The sequence below is a fragment of the Terriglobus saanensis SP1PR4 genome (assembly GCF_000179915.2).
Lineage (GTDB): Bacteria > Acidobacteriota > Terriglobia > Terriglobales > Acidobacteriaceae > Terriglobus > Terriglobus saanensis.
The window spans coordinates 1541966-1557359 of sequence record NC_014963.1 but is presented as its reverse complement, the minus strand read 5'-3'; the positions used below and the strand labels follow the sequence as shown (position 1 = coordinate 1557359).

Here is a 15394-nt window from a genome sequence, read left to right as displayed (position 1 = left end):
GTTACGCGGTCAACGACGGGGGAGCCACGGCAGGATCCGCACCGAGGTCCTTGTTGGGAGCTGCACCCAGCGTAAAGACCAGATGCGCGCCGTTGGCGATCTCCGTGTGCTTGACCCACAGGCGATCGAGCGGCTTGCCATTGAGCGTGACCGACTGGATAAACGCATCGTCGATCGAGGTGCGCTTCGCTTCAATCACCAACTCACGACCTCCGCCCACGCGAACGCTGGCGCGGTTGAATCGAGGAGCCGTCAGAACATACGTCGCGCTGACGGGATCGACGGCGTAGAGGCCGAGGGCCGCCATGACGTACCAGGCGGACATCTGACCGCAGTCCTCGTTGCCCGAGAGGCCATCGAGATCGTTGTGGTATAGCGTGTCGAGGACTTCCTTCACGCGCTGCTGGGTCTTCCACGGCTGACCGGCGTAGACGTAGAGGAAGAGGATGTGATGGCTGGGCTCGTTGCCGTGCACGTACTGGCCGATGAAGCCGGTCATGTCGGAGACGTTCTCGTTGCTCACGCCGGGTTCCTGCGCGAAGAGGTCGTCGAGCTTCTTCAGGTAAGCCTCGCGCCCACCGAAGAGATCGATGTAGCCCTTCACGTCATGCTGCACGCCAAAGGTGGACTGCCAGGCGTTGGACTCCGTGTAGTCACGATGCTCCTTGGTATGGCCGGTCGCCTTGGGGTTGAACGGCATGGCCCACTTGCCATCGGACATCTTGGCGCGGAGGAACTGGGTTTCGGGATCGAAGAGATGGCGATAGTTCTTGGAACGCTCGCGCTGGATGGCGGCATCGTCGCTACGACCGACGGCATCGGCAACGTGCGCGCAGGCCCAGTCGTTGTAGTCGTACTCGATCAGCTTGCTGACCGATTCGCCCTGCTTGTCAGCAGGGATGTAACCGAGCTTGCGGTAGAACGCCAGGCCTTCATAGTCTTCGTCCATGTTGCGCTTGCGCATCTGCTTATACGCACGGTTCCAGTCGATGCCGGGGAACTTCTTCACGCAAGCTTCGGCCATAACGCTGGCGGAGTGATAACCCGTCATGCAGAAGGTCTCACCACCCTGCAGCGGCCAGACCGGCATGCCGCCCGGGCTCTCCTCTGCCATGCGCACAAGACAGTTCACGAGCTGAGGAACGCGCTCCTGCTGCCACAGCGTGAAGGAGGGATGCAGGGCGCGGAAGGTATCCCACAACGAGTAGGTGCTGTAGTTGTGCTGACCGGCGTCTACATTGTGCACCTTCTGGTCCATGCCGCGATACTGGCCGTTGACGTCATCGGCAAGCGTGGGCGCGCACATCATGTGGTACATCGCAGTGTAGAAGATCTTCTTGTCGTTCTCGTTGTCTGTCTCGATCTCCATCTTCGACAGTTCACGCGACCAGGTCTGCTTGGCGCGAAGACGTGTCTGATCGAAGGCCCATGCTGGCTGTTCTTTTTTCAGATTCAGCATGGCGTTTTCGGCGGAGACCATGGAGATGCCGACTTTCACGAGAATCTTCTCGCTGTCCGCGGTTTTGTAGTGCACGACGGCGTGCAGCATCTTGCCCTTCACTTCGGTACCGCTCTGCTTCTCCTGGTTGGAGTAGAGATCGGCGCTGGCGAATGGCTTGGAGAACTGCATGGCGAAGTAGATCTGCCGCGTAGGCGCCCAGTTATGAATGACGCGGCCGCCGGTGATGGTGTCCGTGCCGACAATCTTGATCTCGGCGCTGCCAACGGTCTTCTCCGGATTGCCGGCGGAGTGGAAGAGATCCAGAACGAAGTGAGAGGTCTCATTCGCCGGGAACGTGTAGCGATGGAAGCCGGTGCGCTCGGTCGTCGTCAGTTCAGCTTTGATACCGGGGGTGTCCAGCATGACGGAGTAGTAGCCGGGCTCCAAAACTTCGGTCGCATGCGTAAAGCGCGAGCGATAACCCTCTTCAGGATTTTCGCGCGAACCGGGCACAAGCTTGACGTCGCCGACGCGCGGCACAAGGAGGATGTCCAGGAGATCGCTCGCGCCCGTACCGCTGAGATGGGTGTGGCTGAATCCCATGATCGACGTGTCCGTTGTGTAGTAACCGGAGCACCAGTCCCAGCCTTCGTTATAGGTGTCCGGGCTAAGCTGCACGGCTCCAAACGGAACGGTTGCGCCGGGGAAGGTATGACCGTGGCCGCCGGTTCCGATGGCGAGGTTGACCCACTTCGTCACGTCGCCTGCAGGCTTGGACGCGCTCTTAGTGGCCTTACGAACGGTGGCAGATTGCGCCAGCGCTTGGTGGCCGGCCGCGAGAGAAACAAGTCCGAGAAAATCCCGTCGATTGAACAAGTATTTACCGCTCCTGGAGTCTTCGTTGTGTATTGAAGTTTCGCGCTCATAGTATGCGCTTTTGGACGAGCCCTGCGCTAGCTGCTGCCCGTTACGGTACCGCTGGAGATTATTGGTTGCGCGCCCGCCAAAGGGCCCCAAGCACCGGATCCACTGGTTGCGGAAGCACCTGAATGTCGGGGTCAAATGTGTGAAGCGCGTCCGCCATGGCTTCACGCAGCTTATGCACATGGGCCATGATGCTTCCTGCCACAGCCACGCACATGACTCTGCTGGGAATGCCGGTCGCCTCTTCTTCCCAACGGCGCAGACGGTCCATCACCACCAGCGCAAGCTCAGCGAGATCCTCACCGCCGCGCTGCACAACGCGGATCGCGACTTCGTCCCCCTGCTCCGCGCAGTCCACGACGAGACGCGAGAGCTTGGAGAAATCCGGCGGAGGAACGGCGTGGGCATGCTGCACTGCGTCCCCGAGAGACGTGACCTTCCACGCTTCAAAGATGGCATCCATGAGCAGCGTGGGGGTCTCTGTGTCCATGGCAAAAAATGCCTGGCGCAGACCCTCACGGCCTAACCAGTAGCCAGATCCCTGATCTGCGATAGCTGGTCCCCAGCCTCCGGCACGCGTGAGTCGACCGTCGGAGGTCCGACCACAGACATTGGAACCGGTACCTGCGAGTACCAGAACGCCGCGCCCTCCGGGGAATGCAGCGTCCAGGGCGATCTCTACATCGCCCAGCAAAAGCAGGTCTCCGCCAACGCGTGCGCCCACTTCCGCGCGAATCCAGTCGGCGACCAGCGCAACGGTTTCGCCTGCGGTACCGATGCAGGTCTGCTTCACCGCACTCATCTTCACGCCAGATGCAAGCTCCAGAGCAGCGAGAGCTTCTTCCAGATTCGCTTTACAAAGTTCAGCCGAGGCGCGCATGCGTTTGATGGTGCCGACGGTTGTCCGCGCAAGCTCGCGCTCATCGTCCGCCAGGACGCAGGTCGTATTTGTTCCGCCAGCGTCCATCGCCAGATAAAAAGCCATAACCATCCCAGAGGTTGCATCTTCGTACGCTACTCGTACGTCTACACCTCTTTAGTACAACCTACATGTGTATAGTCCAGCCTAGTTCGGCTAGTTTTTCTTCGATGTCAGCTAACGCTGTCTCGAGGGCAGACCTCCGATGCGGGCTGGAAGTTCTTTCCGAGAGGACCCGCTCTCTCTGTAAAGACAGCTCCTGGACGCGGCGTTTCTTTACCGCCTCTGTCATATCGAGCGCTCGCTTATCATTTCCAGCACGCGCCGCCTCGTTCTGTTGCTCTTCTACGTTCTTGCTATCGAATCCACGTGCCATAAAGCCCATTCTACGCCAGCGATGGGATGAGAAAATAAAGTCCTTATCCATGAAATCGGTTCTGTAGAGCTTTTTCGAACCACCGTGCCAAAGGAGATCTCCCAAGATGTGGATTGTCCGGCTCGCTCTCAGAAGGCCCTACACGTTCGTCGTGATGGCCGTTCTGATTCTCGTACTTGGCATTGTCAGCATCCTGACGATGAGCACGGACATCTTCCCGACGATCGATATTCCCGTGGTCACCATCGTCTGGACCTACAGCGGTACGAGCCCGGACGAGATGGAGAAGCGCTTCACGACGATCAGTGAACGCGCGATGACGACCGCCGTCAACGATATTGAGCATATCGAATCGCAGTCGGTCTCCGGCATCTCGATCATCAAGGTCTTCTTTCAGCCGGGCGCTAAGGTCGATGGAGCCATTGCCGAGGTCACGGCGGTCAACCAGACCATCCTGCGCATTCTTCCGCCGGGAACGACTCCTCCCTTCATTCTTCAGTTTTCCGCTTCAAACGTGCCGATTCTGCAGGCCGTTATGTCGAGCGATCGCCTCTCCGAGACGGACCTTTACGACCTTGGCCTGAACTTTGTCCGTACGCAGCTTGCCACCGTGCAGGGTGCGCAGGTGCCTTCTCCTTACGGCGGACGCGCGCGACAGATCATGGTGGACCTGGACCTTCCCTCCCTTTACGCCAAAGGCCTGTCGTCCACGGACGTGGTCAACGCTTTGACCGCACAGAACCTGATTTTGCCCGGTGGCGACGCGAAGATTGGAACGACGGATTACATCGTCCGCACCAACGCCAGTCCTGCGGTCGTAGAGCAGTTGAATAACATTCCGGTCCGGCAGGTGAACGGGGCCATGGTCTACATGCGCGACGTCGCGCATGTCCATAGCGGCTCCGCAATCCAGCAAAACATCGTCCGCCTGAACGGGCAGCACGCCACGCTGCTCACCATTATGAAGGGCGCGAGCGCGTCCACGCTGGATATCGTTGCCCGCGTCAAACAGAGACTTCCGCTCATCATCGCCAATCTGCCTCCGCCACCGCCGGAAGTGCGCCTGCTCTTCGATCAGTCCGTCTTCGTTCGAGCCGCTCTCCAGGGCGTCGTGAAGGAAGCCGGCATCGCCGCTGGTTTGACGGCCCTGATGATCCTGCTCTTCCTCGGATCATGGCGTTCGACGGTCATCATCGCCGTTTCCATTCCCCTCTCGATTCTTGTCTCTGTCATTCTTCTCAAGCTCTGCGGGCAGACGTTGAATACGATGACCCTGGGCGGACTGGGTCTTGCGGTCGGCATCCTGGTCGATGACGCCACGGTCGAAATCGAAAACATCCATCGCAATCTTGGGCTGGGTAAGGAGATCGAACCCGCCATCCTGGACGGTGCGGCGCAGATCGCCGTTCCCGCGTTCGTTTCCACGCTGGCCATCTGCATCGTCTTTGTTCCGGTCGTCTTCCTCTCCGGCGCAGCGAAGAGCCTGTTCACCCCGCTAGGCATGGCGGTCGTCTTCGCCATGATGGCGAGCTATCTCCTGTCGCGTACGCTCGTGCCGACGATGGTGAAGTTCCTGCTGGCCTCCGAGGTGGAGATGTACGCCGCCATCGAAGGAGGCGGCCACGAAGCGCCCGCAGGTGCTGGACCGATCTGGAATACCCACTTCGCCTTCAATCGTCACTTCGAGAAGCTGCGCGACGCCTACCATCGCAGCCTGAACTGGGCGCTTGCGCATACCACGTTTGTGCTGACCTGTTTCGGCCTCTTCATCCTTCTCTCTGCCTGTCTCGTGCCCTTTATCGGTCAGGACTTCTTTCCGCAGGTGGATGCAGGCAGCTTCCGTCTCCACGTCCGTACTCCCCCCGGTACACGTCTTGAAGAGGCCGAGCGGATCTTTGGCGATGTCGAAGGAACCATTCGCGAGGTCATTCCCGCCTCTGAGATCGACAACATCATGGACGATATCGGTATCCCCAACGGATCGTTCAACCTCGCCTTCGGCGACGGCTCACTGACGGACGTACAAGATGGTGAAATCCTTCTCTCTCTCAAAGAAGACCATCATCCGACTGAGATCTATCGCAATCGCCTGCGCAAGGTGCTGCGCGAGAAGTATCCCGACGACGTCTTCTACTTCCAAGCCTCGGATATCGTGAACCAGATCCTGAACTTCGGTCTTCCGGCCCCGATCGACATTCAGGTCAGCGGTCGCCTGGCCGACCAGAACTATGCCATGGCCCAGAAGATCCGCGCAGCTGTGGCGAGAGTTCCCGGTGCTGCGGACGTTCACGTGCATCAGGTGCTGTACTCCCCTGAGCTGCGCGTCAATGTTGACCGCACGCGCGCGCAGACCGTCGGCCTGACCGAAAACAATGTAGCCAACAGCGTTCTTTACGCCCTGGCTGGCAGCGGAACGGCGACGCCGAACTACTGGCTAAATCCGCAGAACGGTGTGAACTACTCCGTCGTGGCACAGGTTCCGCAGTACCAGATCGACTCCGTCGATTCACTGCAAAACATGCCCATCACGGGAACCGGATCGCAGGCGGCACAGGGCATGGCCTCCGCCTCTGCGAACCAGATCACGCCGCCGATCAACCAGGCGCAGATGCTCTCGAACCTGGCGGACATCGTCCATACGTCGAGCCCCTCCATCACAAGCCACTACAACGTGCAGCCCGTCTACGACGTCTTCGTGAATACGCAGGGACGCGATCTGGGTGGCGTGGCGCGCGACATCGACAATGTCTTGACGCCGTTGCGGAAGGAGCTTCCCAAGGGAGCCACGCTCACCGTTCGCGGACAGGTGCGCAGCATGCAGGACAGCTTCACCGGCCTCGGCCTCGGCATGATCTTTGCCGTAGCCCTCGTCTACCTACTGATGGTCGTCAACTTCCAAAGCTGGCTCGATCCCTTCATCATCCTGATGGCGCTGCCCGGCGCTGCCTGCGGTATTTTGTGGATCCTCTTCCTTACGGGGACGACCTTCTCCGTGCCCTCGCTGATGGGAGCGATTATGACGATCGGCGTCGCCACGGCCAACTCCATCCTGATGGTGACCTTTGCCAACGATCAACGCGCCCTCGGCATGGATTCGCTGTCGGCTGCCTCGTCGGCGGGATTCACACGGCTTCGACCGGTCATGATGACCGCGCTGGCCATGATTCTCGGCATGCTTCCGATGTCCCTCGGTATGGGTGAGGGCGGAGAACAAAACGCTCCGCTGGGCCGCGCCGTCATCGGTGGACTTCTCGTTGCAACCGCGACTACGCTGGTCATTGTCCCCATCTTCTACAGCCTTCTTCGCAAGAACGCCCCAGGTCTTATGGAAGATACCTCCGAATCCCAGGAACAAGAGGTAGAAGCCGGTGCCTGATTCCTCGCACGAAAACACCAGGAGCACGATGTCTCATACGATGTCCGATACCGTTCAACCCGTGAAGCCCGCTGGTCGCGGCCCTGTCGCCGTTGCTGGAGGCGCGTTTCTTCTGCTGGTCCTCGTCGGGATCGTCTTTTTGATTCCGAAGTTGCATCACAACCATGAACTCGCCGATCAGGCCGTCCAGACGACGACTGAGATCCCCGTGCATACGGTCGTGATCGCCTCCGGAACAGCGGACACCAAGCTGGACCTGCCCGGAACGGTGCAGGCGTTTGAACAGACGCCCGTCTTCGCGCGTACGTCTGGCTATGTGACCAAGCGTTTCGTGGACATCGGCGACCACGTCAAAAGGGGTCAGCTCCTTGCCATCATCGAAGATCCCACCACCCAGCAGTCCCTGCGGCAGGCGCAGGCGACCGTGTTGCAGATGAAGGCGCAGCTTATGCAGCAGCAGGCCAACGCAAAGCTCTCCACAGCAAACGGCGCCCGGTGGCAGCAGCTTTACCAGGCGGGTGTGGTCTCAAAGGTCGACGCGGAGACCCGCACTGCGGAGTCCGGTGCAAATGATGCAGCCGTGGAGGCCGCTCGCGCCAATATCGCCGCAGCAGAAGCCAATGTCCGCTCGCTGGAAGAGCAGGCCGGCTTTTCCAGGGTTACAGCTCCCTTTGCCGGTATCGTTCTTTCGCGCAACATCGACACGGGTTCGCTCATTAGCTCGGGTTCGCTGAACTCCGTGACCCAGATGTTCACGATCGGCCAGGCCAGCATGGTGCGTATCTTTGCCAATGTCCCGCAGTCGATGGCGGGCGCTGTCTCTGCCGCGAAGTCCGCCACCATCCACGTGCGCGAGCTTCCAGGACGCACCTTTCCCGGCACCATCACGCGGACTTCAAACTCTCTCGATCCCGCCACGCGGACGTTGCTGACCGAGATCGATCTTCCGAATCCCGACGGCAAGATCCTGCCCGGCATGTACGCCGACGTCCAGTTCGATACTCCCCTTGCCATGAAGCCGGTCCTGCTTCCCGCCAATGCGCTCGTGGTCCGCTCCGTGGGGCCGCAGGCCGTCGTGATGGATGCCAACCATATCGTGCATTACCGTGCGATCGTTCTCGGTCGCGACTTCGGTGCATACACAGAGGTGGTCTCCGGCTTGAAACCAGGAGATGTTGTGGTCATCAGCCCCGGCGATGCAGTGGTCGATGGCGCAAAAGTCGAGCCGGAAAAGTCCTAATTCTTTTGGAAAAATTAGGACTTTAGACCTACTTACCACAGGAAGGCACTAAAATCGGTACGTGACATTTCAGGATCAAACTGGGCCATCCCAAAGCGCTATCGTCTCTCTTCGCGGCCTCCGCAAAGTCTATGAGGGGAAACAGCCTGTAACCGCCGTCGATAATATCGATCTGGATGTTCGGCCGGGACAGATTTACGGTCTGCTGGGCCCGAACGGTGCAGGCAAGACCACCACGATCTCGATCTGCACCACACGCGCTTTGCCCACAGCAGGCACCGCGATGATCGCTGGCATCGATGTGGTTCGCAACCCCTCCATGGCGCGCAAGCACATCGGTGTAGTGCCGCAGTACAACACCCTCGACCGCGCCTGTACGATCTTTGAGAACATCCACTTTCACTGCCAGTATTTCGGTTTCTCTTCTGTAGAAGCAACCGCACGCACCCGCCAGCTTCTGGAGCAGTTTCACCTCACGGAGCGTTCATCCGCGTATCCTTCAGAGCTCTCCGGCGGCCTGGCTCAGCGTGTTCAAATCGCACGTGCGATTGCACACAGGCCCAGCGTTCTGTTCCTCGACGAACCCTCGGCAGGTCTCGATCCGCAGAGTCGTATCGCCATGTGGGACGCGGTCAAGCGTCTCCATGAAGAAGGCATCACCGTCGTCCTGACCACGCACTACATGGAAGAGGCCGACGAACTCTGCGACCGTCTTGCGATCATCGACCATGGCCGCATCCTGGTGGAAGACACACCTGAAGCTCTGAAGAACTCCGTTGGCGCAGAGACGATCTACGAGCTTGACCTTCGCGACGACGCGAACGATCTTCTCCAGCGGTTTGCGCAGATGAACGGCGTCGCGAACGTCGAATGCACCGGCAAACTCCTTCGCGTCCTGGCGCACTCCTCGGATGGCCTGCTCTCGGAGATCGTATCTTCCGCACAGCCCTTTGGCCTGCGCGATATGCGCATCACCCAGCCCACGCTGGAAACCGTATTTATCCGCCTGACCGGGCGCGACCTGAGAGAGTAACAGCGTCCATGAGCACCGAGATAGCAACCCGACCCTTTACCCAGTACGCGCGCGCCTTTCGCGGTCTCTTTCTGCGCGACCTCTATGTGCTGCGCCGCGAGATGTTTCCCTTCGTCATTCGCGTCTGCATGAATCCGCTTCTGTTTCTCTTCGTTTTCACCTACATCATGCCGCACATGTCCGGCGGGGCGAGCCTTTCGCCGACTGCAGGCATGGCCGGTCCGGGCTTCTCGACGGTGCTGCTGCCCGGATTGATGGCGGTGGCCATCATGTTCTCGGGTATCGCCGCCGTGGCGCTTCCGCTGGCTCAGGAGTTCGGGATTACGCGCGAGATCGATGACCGCGTCATGTGCCCTCTGCCAACGGGCGCCGTCGCCATCGAGAAGATCTGTTTCTCCGCCATGCAAAGCATGATCGCTGCCATCGTCGTCTTCCCTCTCGCGTACTATGTGCCGACGCAGCATCCCCTCTTTCACGTCACCAGCTGGCCCTTCCTGATCGCTGTGCTGGTTCTGGCTTCGCTGACTGCAGGCGCTTTGGGAATGACCATTGGAACCTCCGTCAAGCCGCAGCAGATCGGCCTGATCTTCGGCGTGGTCGTCATGCCGATCACCTTCCTCGGCTGTGTCTACTACCCCTGGGCCGCACTGATCCATATCCGTTGGTTGCAGATTGGTGTGCTGGTGAATCCGATTGTGTACATGTCCGAAGGTCTGCGTGCCGCCCTGACGCCAGCGCTTCCTCACATGAACGAAGCTGGAATTCTGTTCATGCTGGTCGGATTTCTGGCGCTGCTCACATGGCTGGGCATACGCGGATTTCTTCGCCGCGTTATCGGCTAGCGTTCAGAACGATCACAGGAACTTCCGAAACAGCCTGTTGTGGAAAAAAGATACTGAAGACCGTTCCAGAGCAGGCGCTGCCTGCCTCAATCTGGCTGCTGCGAAGACGCAAGACACCCTGGTGTTTTTCGACAATCTCAGCACTGACCCAGAGCCCTAACCCCGTTCCTGTCGCTTCTTTCGTCGTGTAGAATGGCTCGAAGATGCGTTGGCGGACTTCCTCGCTCATACCGGTGCCTGTATCCGCTACGGTGACGCGAACGCCCTCGACACCATGCAACGTCGCTTTGCGCACGCGGATACGCAGTAGGCCATCGGGTGACATCGCGTCCACCGCGTTGCCTACCAGGTTCGCCAGTAGCTGCCGAAGTTCGCCGGTGAATCCAAAGATCTCCGCCGTCGCATCGACGCGTCGCTCTACCCTCACACCGGCACTCTGCATGCGTCCCGTGTGCAGTGCCAGAACCGAGTTCACTACATCGACCAGACGCACCATCTCTGGCCTGGAAGAAGAACGGTAGAACCGCAGCGTCTGCTGGGTGATCTCTCCCACACGCGACAACTCACGCTGTGCCAGAGCGGCGTACTCCAGCGCTTCAGGATCGAGCGAAGGATGATGTTGCAGGAGAAACAGAAGGTTTGTAACACTCTCGAGCGGATTATTGATCTCATGCGCGATAGACGCCGCAAGCCGTCCTGCCGCAGCCAGCTTCTCGGAGCGACGCATCGCCTCTTCCGCCCGCGCACGCTCAGTTACTTCTGTCACCACGAGACCGACCCAACGAACATGCTCTCCAGTCCGCACCGGATAGAAGTTGCAGATCCACACGCGCTTTGCCGTGGACAGACCGGGATCTCCGAAGTTCCCCGTGAGTTCCATGTCATGGACCACTTCGCCGGTCCTAAACACTTGCTCTGTGACTTCTTCGATCCGACCAGCAAGATCCTGATCGACATACATCTCATGCATGGTTCGTCCAAGATGGTCAGCCGCTGGACGCTCGCTGATGCGAGAGAGGAACTCATTGATGCGCACATACCGGTGCTTCCGATCGAAGAAGGCAAACCCGATCGGGGCGTTGCCCAGCATAGAGTCCAGCAGGGCCAGAGTTTCACGCAGACCGCTCCTCTGGACTTCCAGATCATGGACCATCGCGTTAAAACTCTGCGTGAGTCGTCCCGCTTCGTTCCGCGTGGTGACGGGAAGCGGAAATGCGCCGAGGGCTTCGGGATCGCGGCTCAGACTCTCTGTCGCCCGATTCAAGATGCGCAAGGGCCGAGAGACGGAGCGGGCCAGCAGACCGATCAAAAAGAAGTCCGCAAGCAAGGCGCAAGACGCATACACCAGGGCATTGCTGACAAAAGCATTCAGCGAACGCAGGTTGATGTCTTCGTCGGGTAGCAGCCAGACGACCGCCGCGGGCTGCCCATCGACCATCACCTCCGCCATCCCCTCGCTGCTCCCTCTCCGCGTCGTGAGGGCATCGAAGTGCGGAACGCGGTCCTGGCGATTTAACGCGTAGGTTTCATCAGCATCCAGACCGGAGCCCCCACCTTCGCTCGTAGCCAGGACGTTGCCTTGCATATCTGTAATGCGTGCACCCACTACGGAGGTAGAGGACCGCATAGCCTCCGCCAGCCGTCCCAGTTCCGCCCTGTCTCCTCGACGAAGAGGATTGACACTCAGGCGGGCCAATAAACGGGCCTGCGCTTCGATGCGCGCCATATCGTGCCGATGGATCGTTCGCATCTGCGACCGCATACTCATCCACAAAAATACCGTGAGTACAGAGATCTGCAACAGGACCGTGCCCAGGAGAAGCTGCCCGAGAATCGTCCGTGGAACCCATCCACGCTTGGAGATCACCATCGCTTATGCCTTTATCTCTTTCACTTGGTTGGACTCGCTGAAGCGAATTTCATCGCAAGATCCTTCGCGATTTGGGCTCCATGGAAACGTCCGTTCTCAATAAAGATTTCGTTGGTCCGTTCCCCGGCGACGATGACGCCCGCAAGGTAAATTCCGGCAACGTTGCTCTCCAGGGTTTCGGGATCGCAGATCGGGCAGCGCGCGTTCTCTGCATCCAATCGCACGCCCAGGTTTTCAATGAAAGTAAAGTCCGGGTGATATCCAGTCAGAGCAAAGACAAACTGGTTTTCAATCGTCTTTTCACCTTCGGGCGTCTGCAGCGTTACCGTGTCTTCATCGATCTTCGTGACCGTTGAGGAGAAGTAGGCGGTCACTTCGCCGTTCTTTACACGATTGTTGATATCGGGAAGAATCCAGTACTTGACGTGCCGATGCATCTCGGCCGCGCGATGCACCAGCGTCACCTTGGCCCCGTGACGCCACAGATCGAGCGCCGCAATGGCCGCCGAATTCTTTCCCCCAATGACAAGAACATCCATTCCGAAGTACGGATGCGGTTCGTTGTAATAGTGCTGCACCTTCGGCAGGTCTTCGCCTTCGATGCTGAGATAGTTCGGCAGATCGTAATATCCGGTCGCGATGACAAGCTTCTTCGCATGCATCTCTACAACACGTTCAAAGCGATCTACGGTCTTCACCTGAAAGTCGCCGTCTCCGCCGGTGACGCCCTCCACGCGGTGGTACTGGCGGACGTCCAGAGCGTAATGTTCCGCCACCTTGCGGTAATACTCCAGTGCCTCGCTCCGCGTCGGCTTCTGGTTCGGGCTGCTGAAGGGCATATTGCCGATCTCCAGCAACTCCGGCGTGGTAAAGAACGTCATGTGCGCGGGATAATGAAAGAGAGAATTGCACAGGCAGCCCTTGTCCACCAGGACCACGCGCAGCCCAGCCCTCTGCGCTTCAATCGCACACGCCAGACCGGTAGGCCCCGCTCCAATTACCAGCACATCAAATTCCGCAGAAGTCGTCATCCTTCTATTCAAACATCCTCCAGCCCGGACTTCTGATAACAAAAAGCCATGTACCCGCGAGGCGTCTCAGCGCATCCCACTGTTTAAGGAGTTCTTATGTCCGATAGTTCGCTCGAAACCCTCAAGCACGGCCCCGCCTCCAGCGGCGTCAAAGACCTCATTCTCAAGCGCTGGAGCCCGCGTGCCTTTGCGGCCAAGCCTGTCTCCAAACACGATCTCCGCAAGATCTTCACCGCCGCCGCATGGGCCGCCTCCAGCTACAACGAACAACCCTGGCGTTACCTGCTGGGCATCAAGGACGATCCCGACCACGGCGAGGCCTACAAGAAGATCTTCAGCAGTCTGATGGAAGTCAATCAGCAGTGGGCGCAGTCGGCTCCGGTCCTCTATGCCGCCGTTGCAAAAAACACCTTCAGTGCCAACGGTGCGCCGAACAAGGTTGCCAAGCATGACGTAGGCGCAGCTTCGGCCACGGCCTGCCTTCAAGCGATTGAACTCGGCATCCATACCCACGGCATGGGTGGTTTCGATCCAGAGACGCTGCGCGCCTCCTTCGCGATCCCTGCCGACTTCGATCCGGTTGCGGTCTGGGCGCTCGGATATCTCGGCGATCCGGAGACCCTGCCGGAGCATTTCAAGGCACCCGAACTCGCTCCGCGCTCACGGAAAGAGCTGGATGAGTTCGTGTTCACGGATTGGGGCGAAGGCGTCGAGTTCTAATTAACTTAACGAAGCATGGGTGCCTTCTCTTTCGGAAAGGCACCCATCTTCTGGACTACTGAAGAATCGCAACTCCGCCAAACTCTCCCGCGATGCGTGCCTTCCACTCCGCTGGTCCGGTCTCGTGGACGCTTACACCGCGTGCGTCGACCGCAACGGTCACCGGCATGTCCTTCACGTCGAACTCGTAGATAGCCTCCATGCCGAGGTCCTCAAATGCCAGTACCTTCGATCCCTTGATCGCCTTCGACACCAGGTAAGCCGCTCCACCCACCGCCATCAGATACACCGCGCCGTTGTCCCGAATTGCATCGATCGCGATCTGTCCACGCTCGCTCTTCCCGACCATCCCCAGAAGCCCGGTTTGTTCGAGCATCTGTCGCGTGAACTTATCCATACGCGTCGCAGTCGTAGGTCCCGCGGGCCCAACGACTTCTTCGCGGACCGGATCGACAGGACCAACGTAGTAGATAAACCGGTTCGTGAAATCCACGGGCAGCTTCTCGCCGCGGTTCAGCATATCGATCATCCGTTTGTGCGCCGCGTCACGGCCCGTGAGCAGCTTGCCACTGAGGAGGACCGTCTCGCCCGTCTTCCACTCGGCTACCTGCTCACGTGTGATTGTGTTCAGATCTGCGCGCCTTGCGTTCATGGGCGAGTAGGTCAGCTCCGGCCAATCTTCCAGGCTTGGGACGGGAATTGTCGCTGCTCCGCTGCCATCCAGCACAAAGTGCGCGTGGCGTGTCGCCGCACAGTTCGGAATCATCGCCACGGGAAGGTTCGCCGCGTGCGTGGGGTAATCCAAAATCTTGATGTCAAGAACAGTGGTCAGGCCGCCCAAACCCTGCGCTCCGATACCCAACGCATTCACGCGCTTGTAGAGATCGATGCGTAGTTCTTCAATCTTGTTCGCAGGCCCACGGGCCAGCAGGTCCTGCATGTCGATCGGGTCCATTAATGCCTGCTTCGCCAGCAGCATCGCTTTTTCCGCTGTACCACCTATGCCAATGCCCAGCATCCCCGGCGGACACCATCCCGCACCCATCGTCGGCACCATCTTCAACACCCACTCAGCAACGGAGTCCGACGGATTCAGCATGGCAAACTTGCTCTTTGCCTCGCTCCCACCACCCTTTGCCGCGACGGTCACATCTACCCGGTCGCCCTTGACGAGTTCCACCACAACACAACTCGGCGTGTTGTCCTTCGTATTCTTCCGTCCAAAAGCCGGATCCGCCAGAACACTGGCACGCAACACATTCTCCGGCAGAGCGTAGGCCCGGCGAACCCCCTCGTCGCACATCCCTTGCACATCCAGCTCGGCATCGAAGCGCACGTCCATGCCGATCTTCAGGAAGATCGTCACAATGCCGGTGTCCTGGCAGATGGGCCTGTGGCCCTCCGCGCACATGCGGCTGTTGATAAGGATCTGCGCCATCGCGTCTTTGGCCGCGATGCTCTCTTCGAGCTCATAGGCCCGGGCAAGGTTCGTCACGTAGTCGACGGGATGGTAGTAGCTGATGTGCTGCAGCGCGTCGGCGATGCTCTGGACGAAGTCTTCCTGGGGGATCGTGGTCATGACTCACAGATTCTACCCGCTTACGCCTACAGCTGGCCCGCAG

The 15394-nt window shown here is 59.2% G+C and carries 10 protein-coding genes; 5 read left to right on the top strand and 5 right to left on the bottom strand.

Translation table 11 applies throughout. The features are described 5' to 3' along the window. Window position 1: 1 nt before the first annotated feature. Window positions 2–2317, bottom strand: coding sequence for a GH92 family glycosyl hydrolase (locus tag ACIPR4_RS06490; protein WP_013567853.1), 2316 nt, complete (start codon window positions 2315–2317; stop codon window positions 2–4). A 109-nt stretch (window positions 2318–2426) separates the two neighbouring features. Further along, window positions 2427–3350 (bottom strand): N-acetylglucosamine kinase, encoded by a 924-nt coding sequence (locus tag ACIPR4_RS06485; protein WP_013567852.1) that lies wholly within the window; start codon window positions 3348–3350, stop codon window positions 2427–2429. 416 nt (window positions 3351–3766) lie between these two features. On the opposite strand from ACIPR4_RS06485, the gene ACIPR4_RS06475 reads away from it, so the two are divergent. The 4 genes from ACIPR4_RS06475 to ACIPR4_RS06460 all read left to right on the top strand — a co-directional run bounded on the left by ACIPR4_RS06475 (window position 3767) and on the right by ACIPR4_RS06460 (window position 10151). Next, a complete protein-coding gene (locus ACIPR4_RS06475; RefSeq protein ID WP_013567850.1) occupies window positions 3767–7036 on the top strand; it encodes an efflux RND transporter permease subunit in 3270 nt (1089 codons plus the stop codon). 28 nt (window positions 7037–7064) lie between these two features. Beyond that, window positions 7065–8276, top strand: coding sequence for an efflux RND transporter periplasmic adaptor subunit (locus ACIPR4_RS06470; protein WP_013567849.1), 1212 nt, complete (start codon window positions 7065–7067; stop codon window positions 8274–8276). Window positions 8277–8337: 61 nt separating this feature from the next. Beyond that, window positions 8338–9309, top strand: coding sequence for an ABC transporter ATP-binding protein (locus ACIPR4_RS06465; RefSeq protein WP_013567848.1), 972 nt, complete (start codon window positions 8338–8340; stop codon window positions 9307–9309). 8 nt (window positions 9310–9317) lie between these two features. After that, window positions 9318–10151, top strand: coding sequence for an ABC transporter permease (locus tag ACIPR4_RS06460; RefSeq protein ID WP_013567847.1), 834 nt, complete (start codon window positions 9318–9320; stop codon window positions 10149–10151). On the opposite strand, the gene ACIPR4_RS21540 is transcribed toward ACIPR4_RS06460, so the two are convergent. Then, window positions 10141–12021, bottom strand: a complete 1881-nt coding sequence (locus ACIPR4_RS21540; RefSeq protein ID WP_013567846.1) for a sensor histidine kinase — start codon at window positions 12019–12021, stop codon at window positions 10141–10143. The two genes, ACIPR4_RS06460 and ACIPR4_RS21540, sit on opposite strands and share 11 nt — an antisense overlap. Before the next feature lie 20 nt (window positions 12022–12041). Next, window positions 12042–13052, bottom strand: a complete 1011-nt coding sequence (locus ACIPR4_RS06445) for a YpdA family putative bacillithiol disulfide reductase (protein ID WP_013567845.1) — start codon at window positions 13050–13052, stop codon at window positions 12042–12044. Window positions 13053–13148: 96 nt separating this feature from the next. Here ACIPR4_RS06445 and ACIPR4_RS06440 point away from each other — a divergent pair, with 96 nt between their 5' ends. After that, window positions 13149–13772 (top strand): nitroreductase family protein, encoded by a 624-nt coding sequence (locus ACIPR4_RS06440; RefSeq protein WP_013567844.1) that lies wholly within the window; start codon window positions 13149–13151, stop codon window positions 13770–13772. A gap of 55 nt (window positions 13773–13827) precedes the next feature. Here the strand turns inward: ACIPR4_RS06440 and ACIPR4_RS06435 are convergent, their stop codons facing one another. Beyond that, entirely contained in the window at window positions 13828–15351 is a 1524-nt protein-coding gene (locus ACIPR4_RS06435) for a fumarate hydratase (RefSeq protein WP_013567843.1), read from the bottom strand. Window positions 15352–15394: the final 43 nt, after the last annotated feature.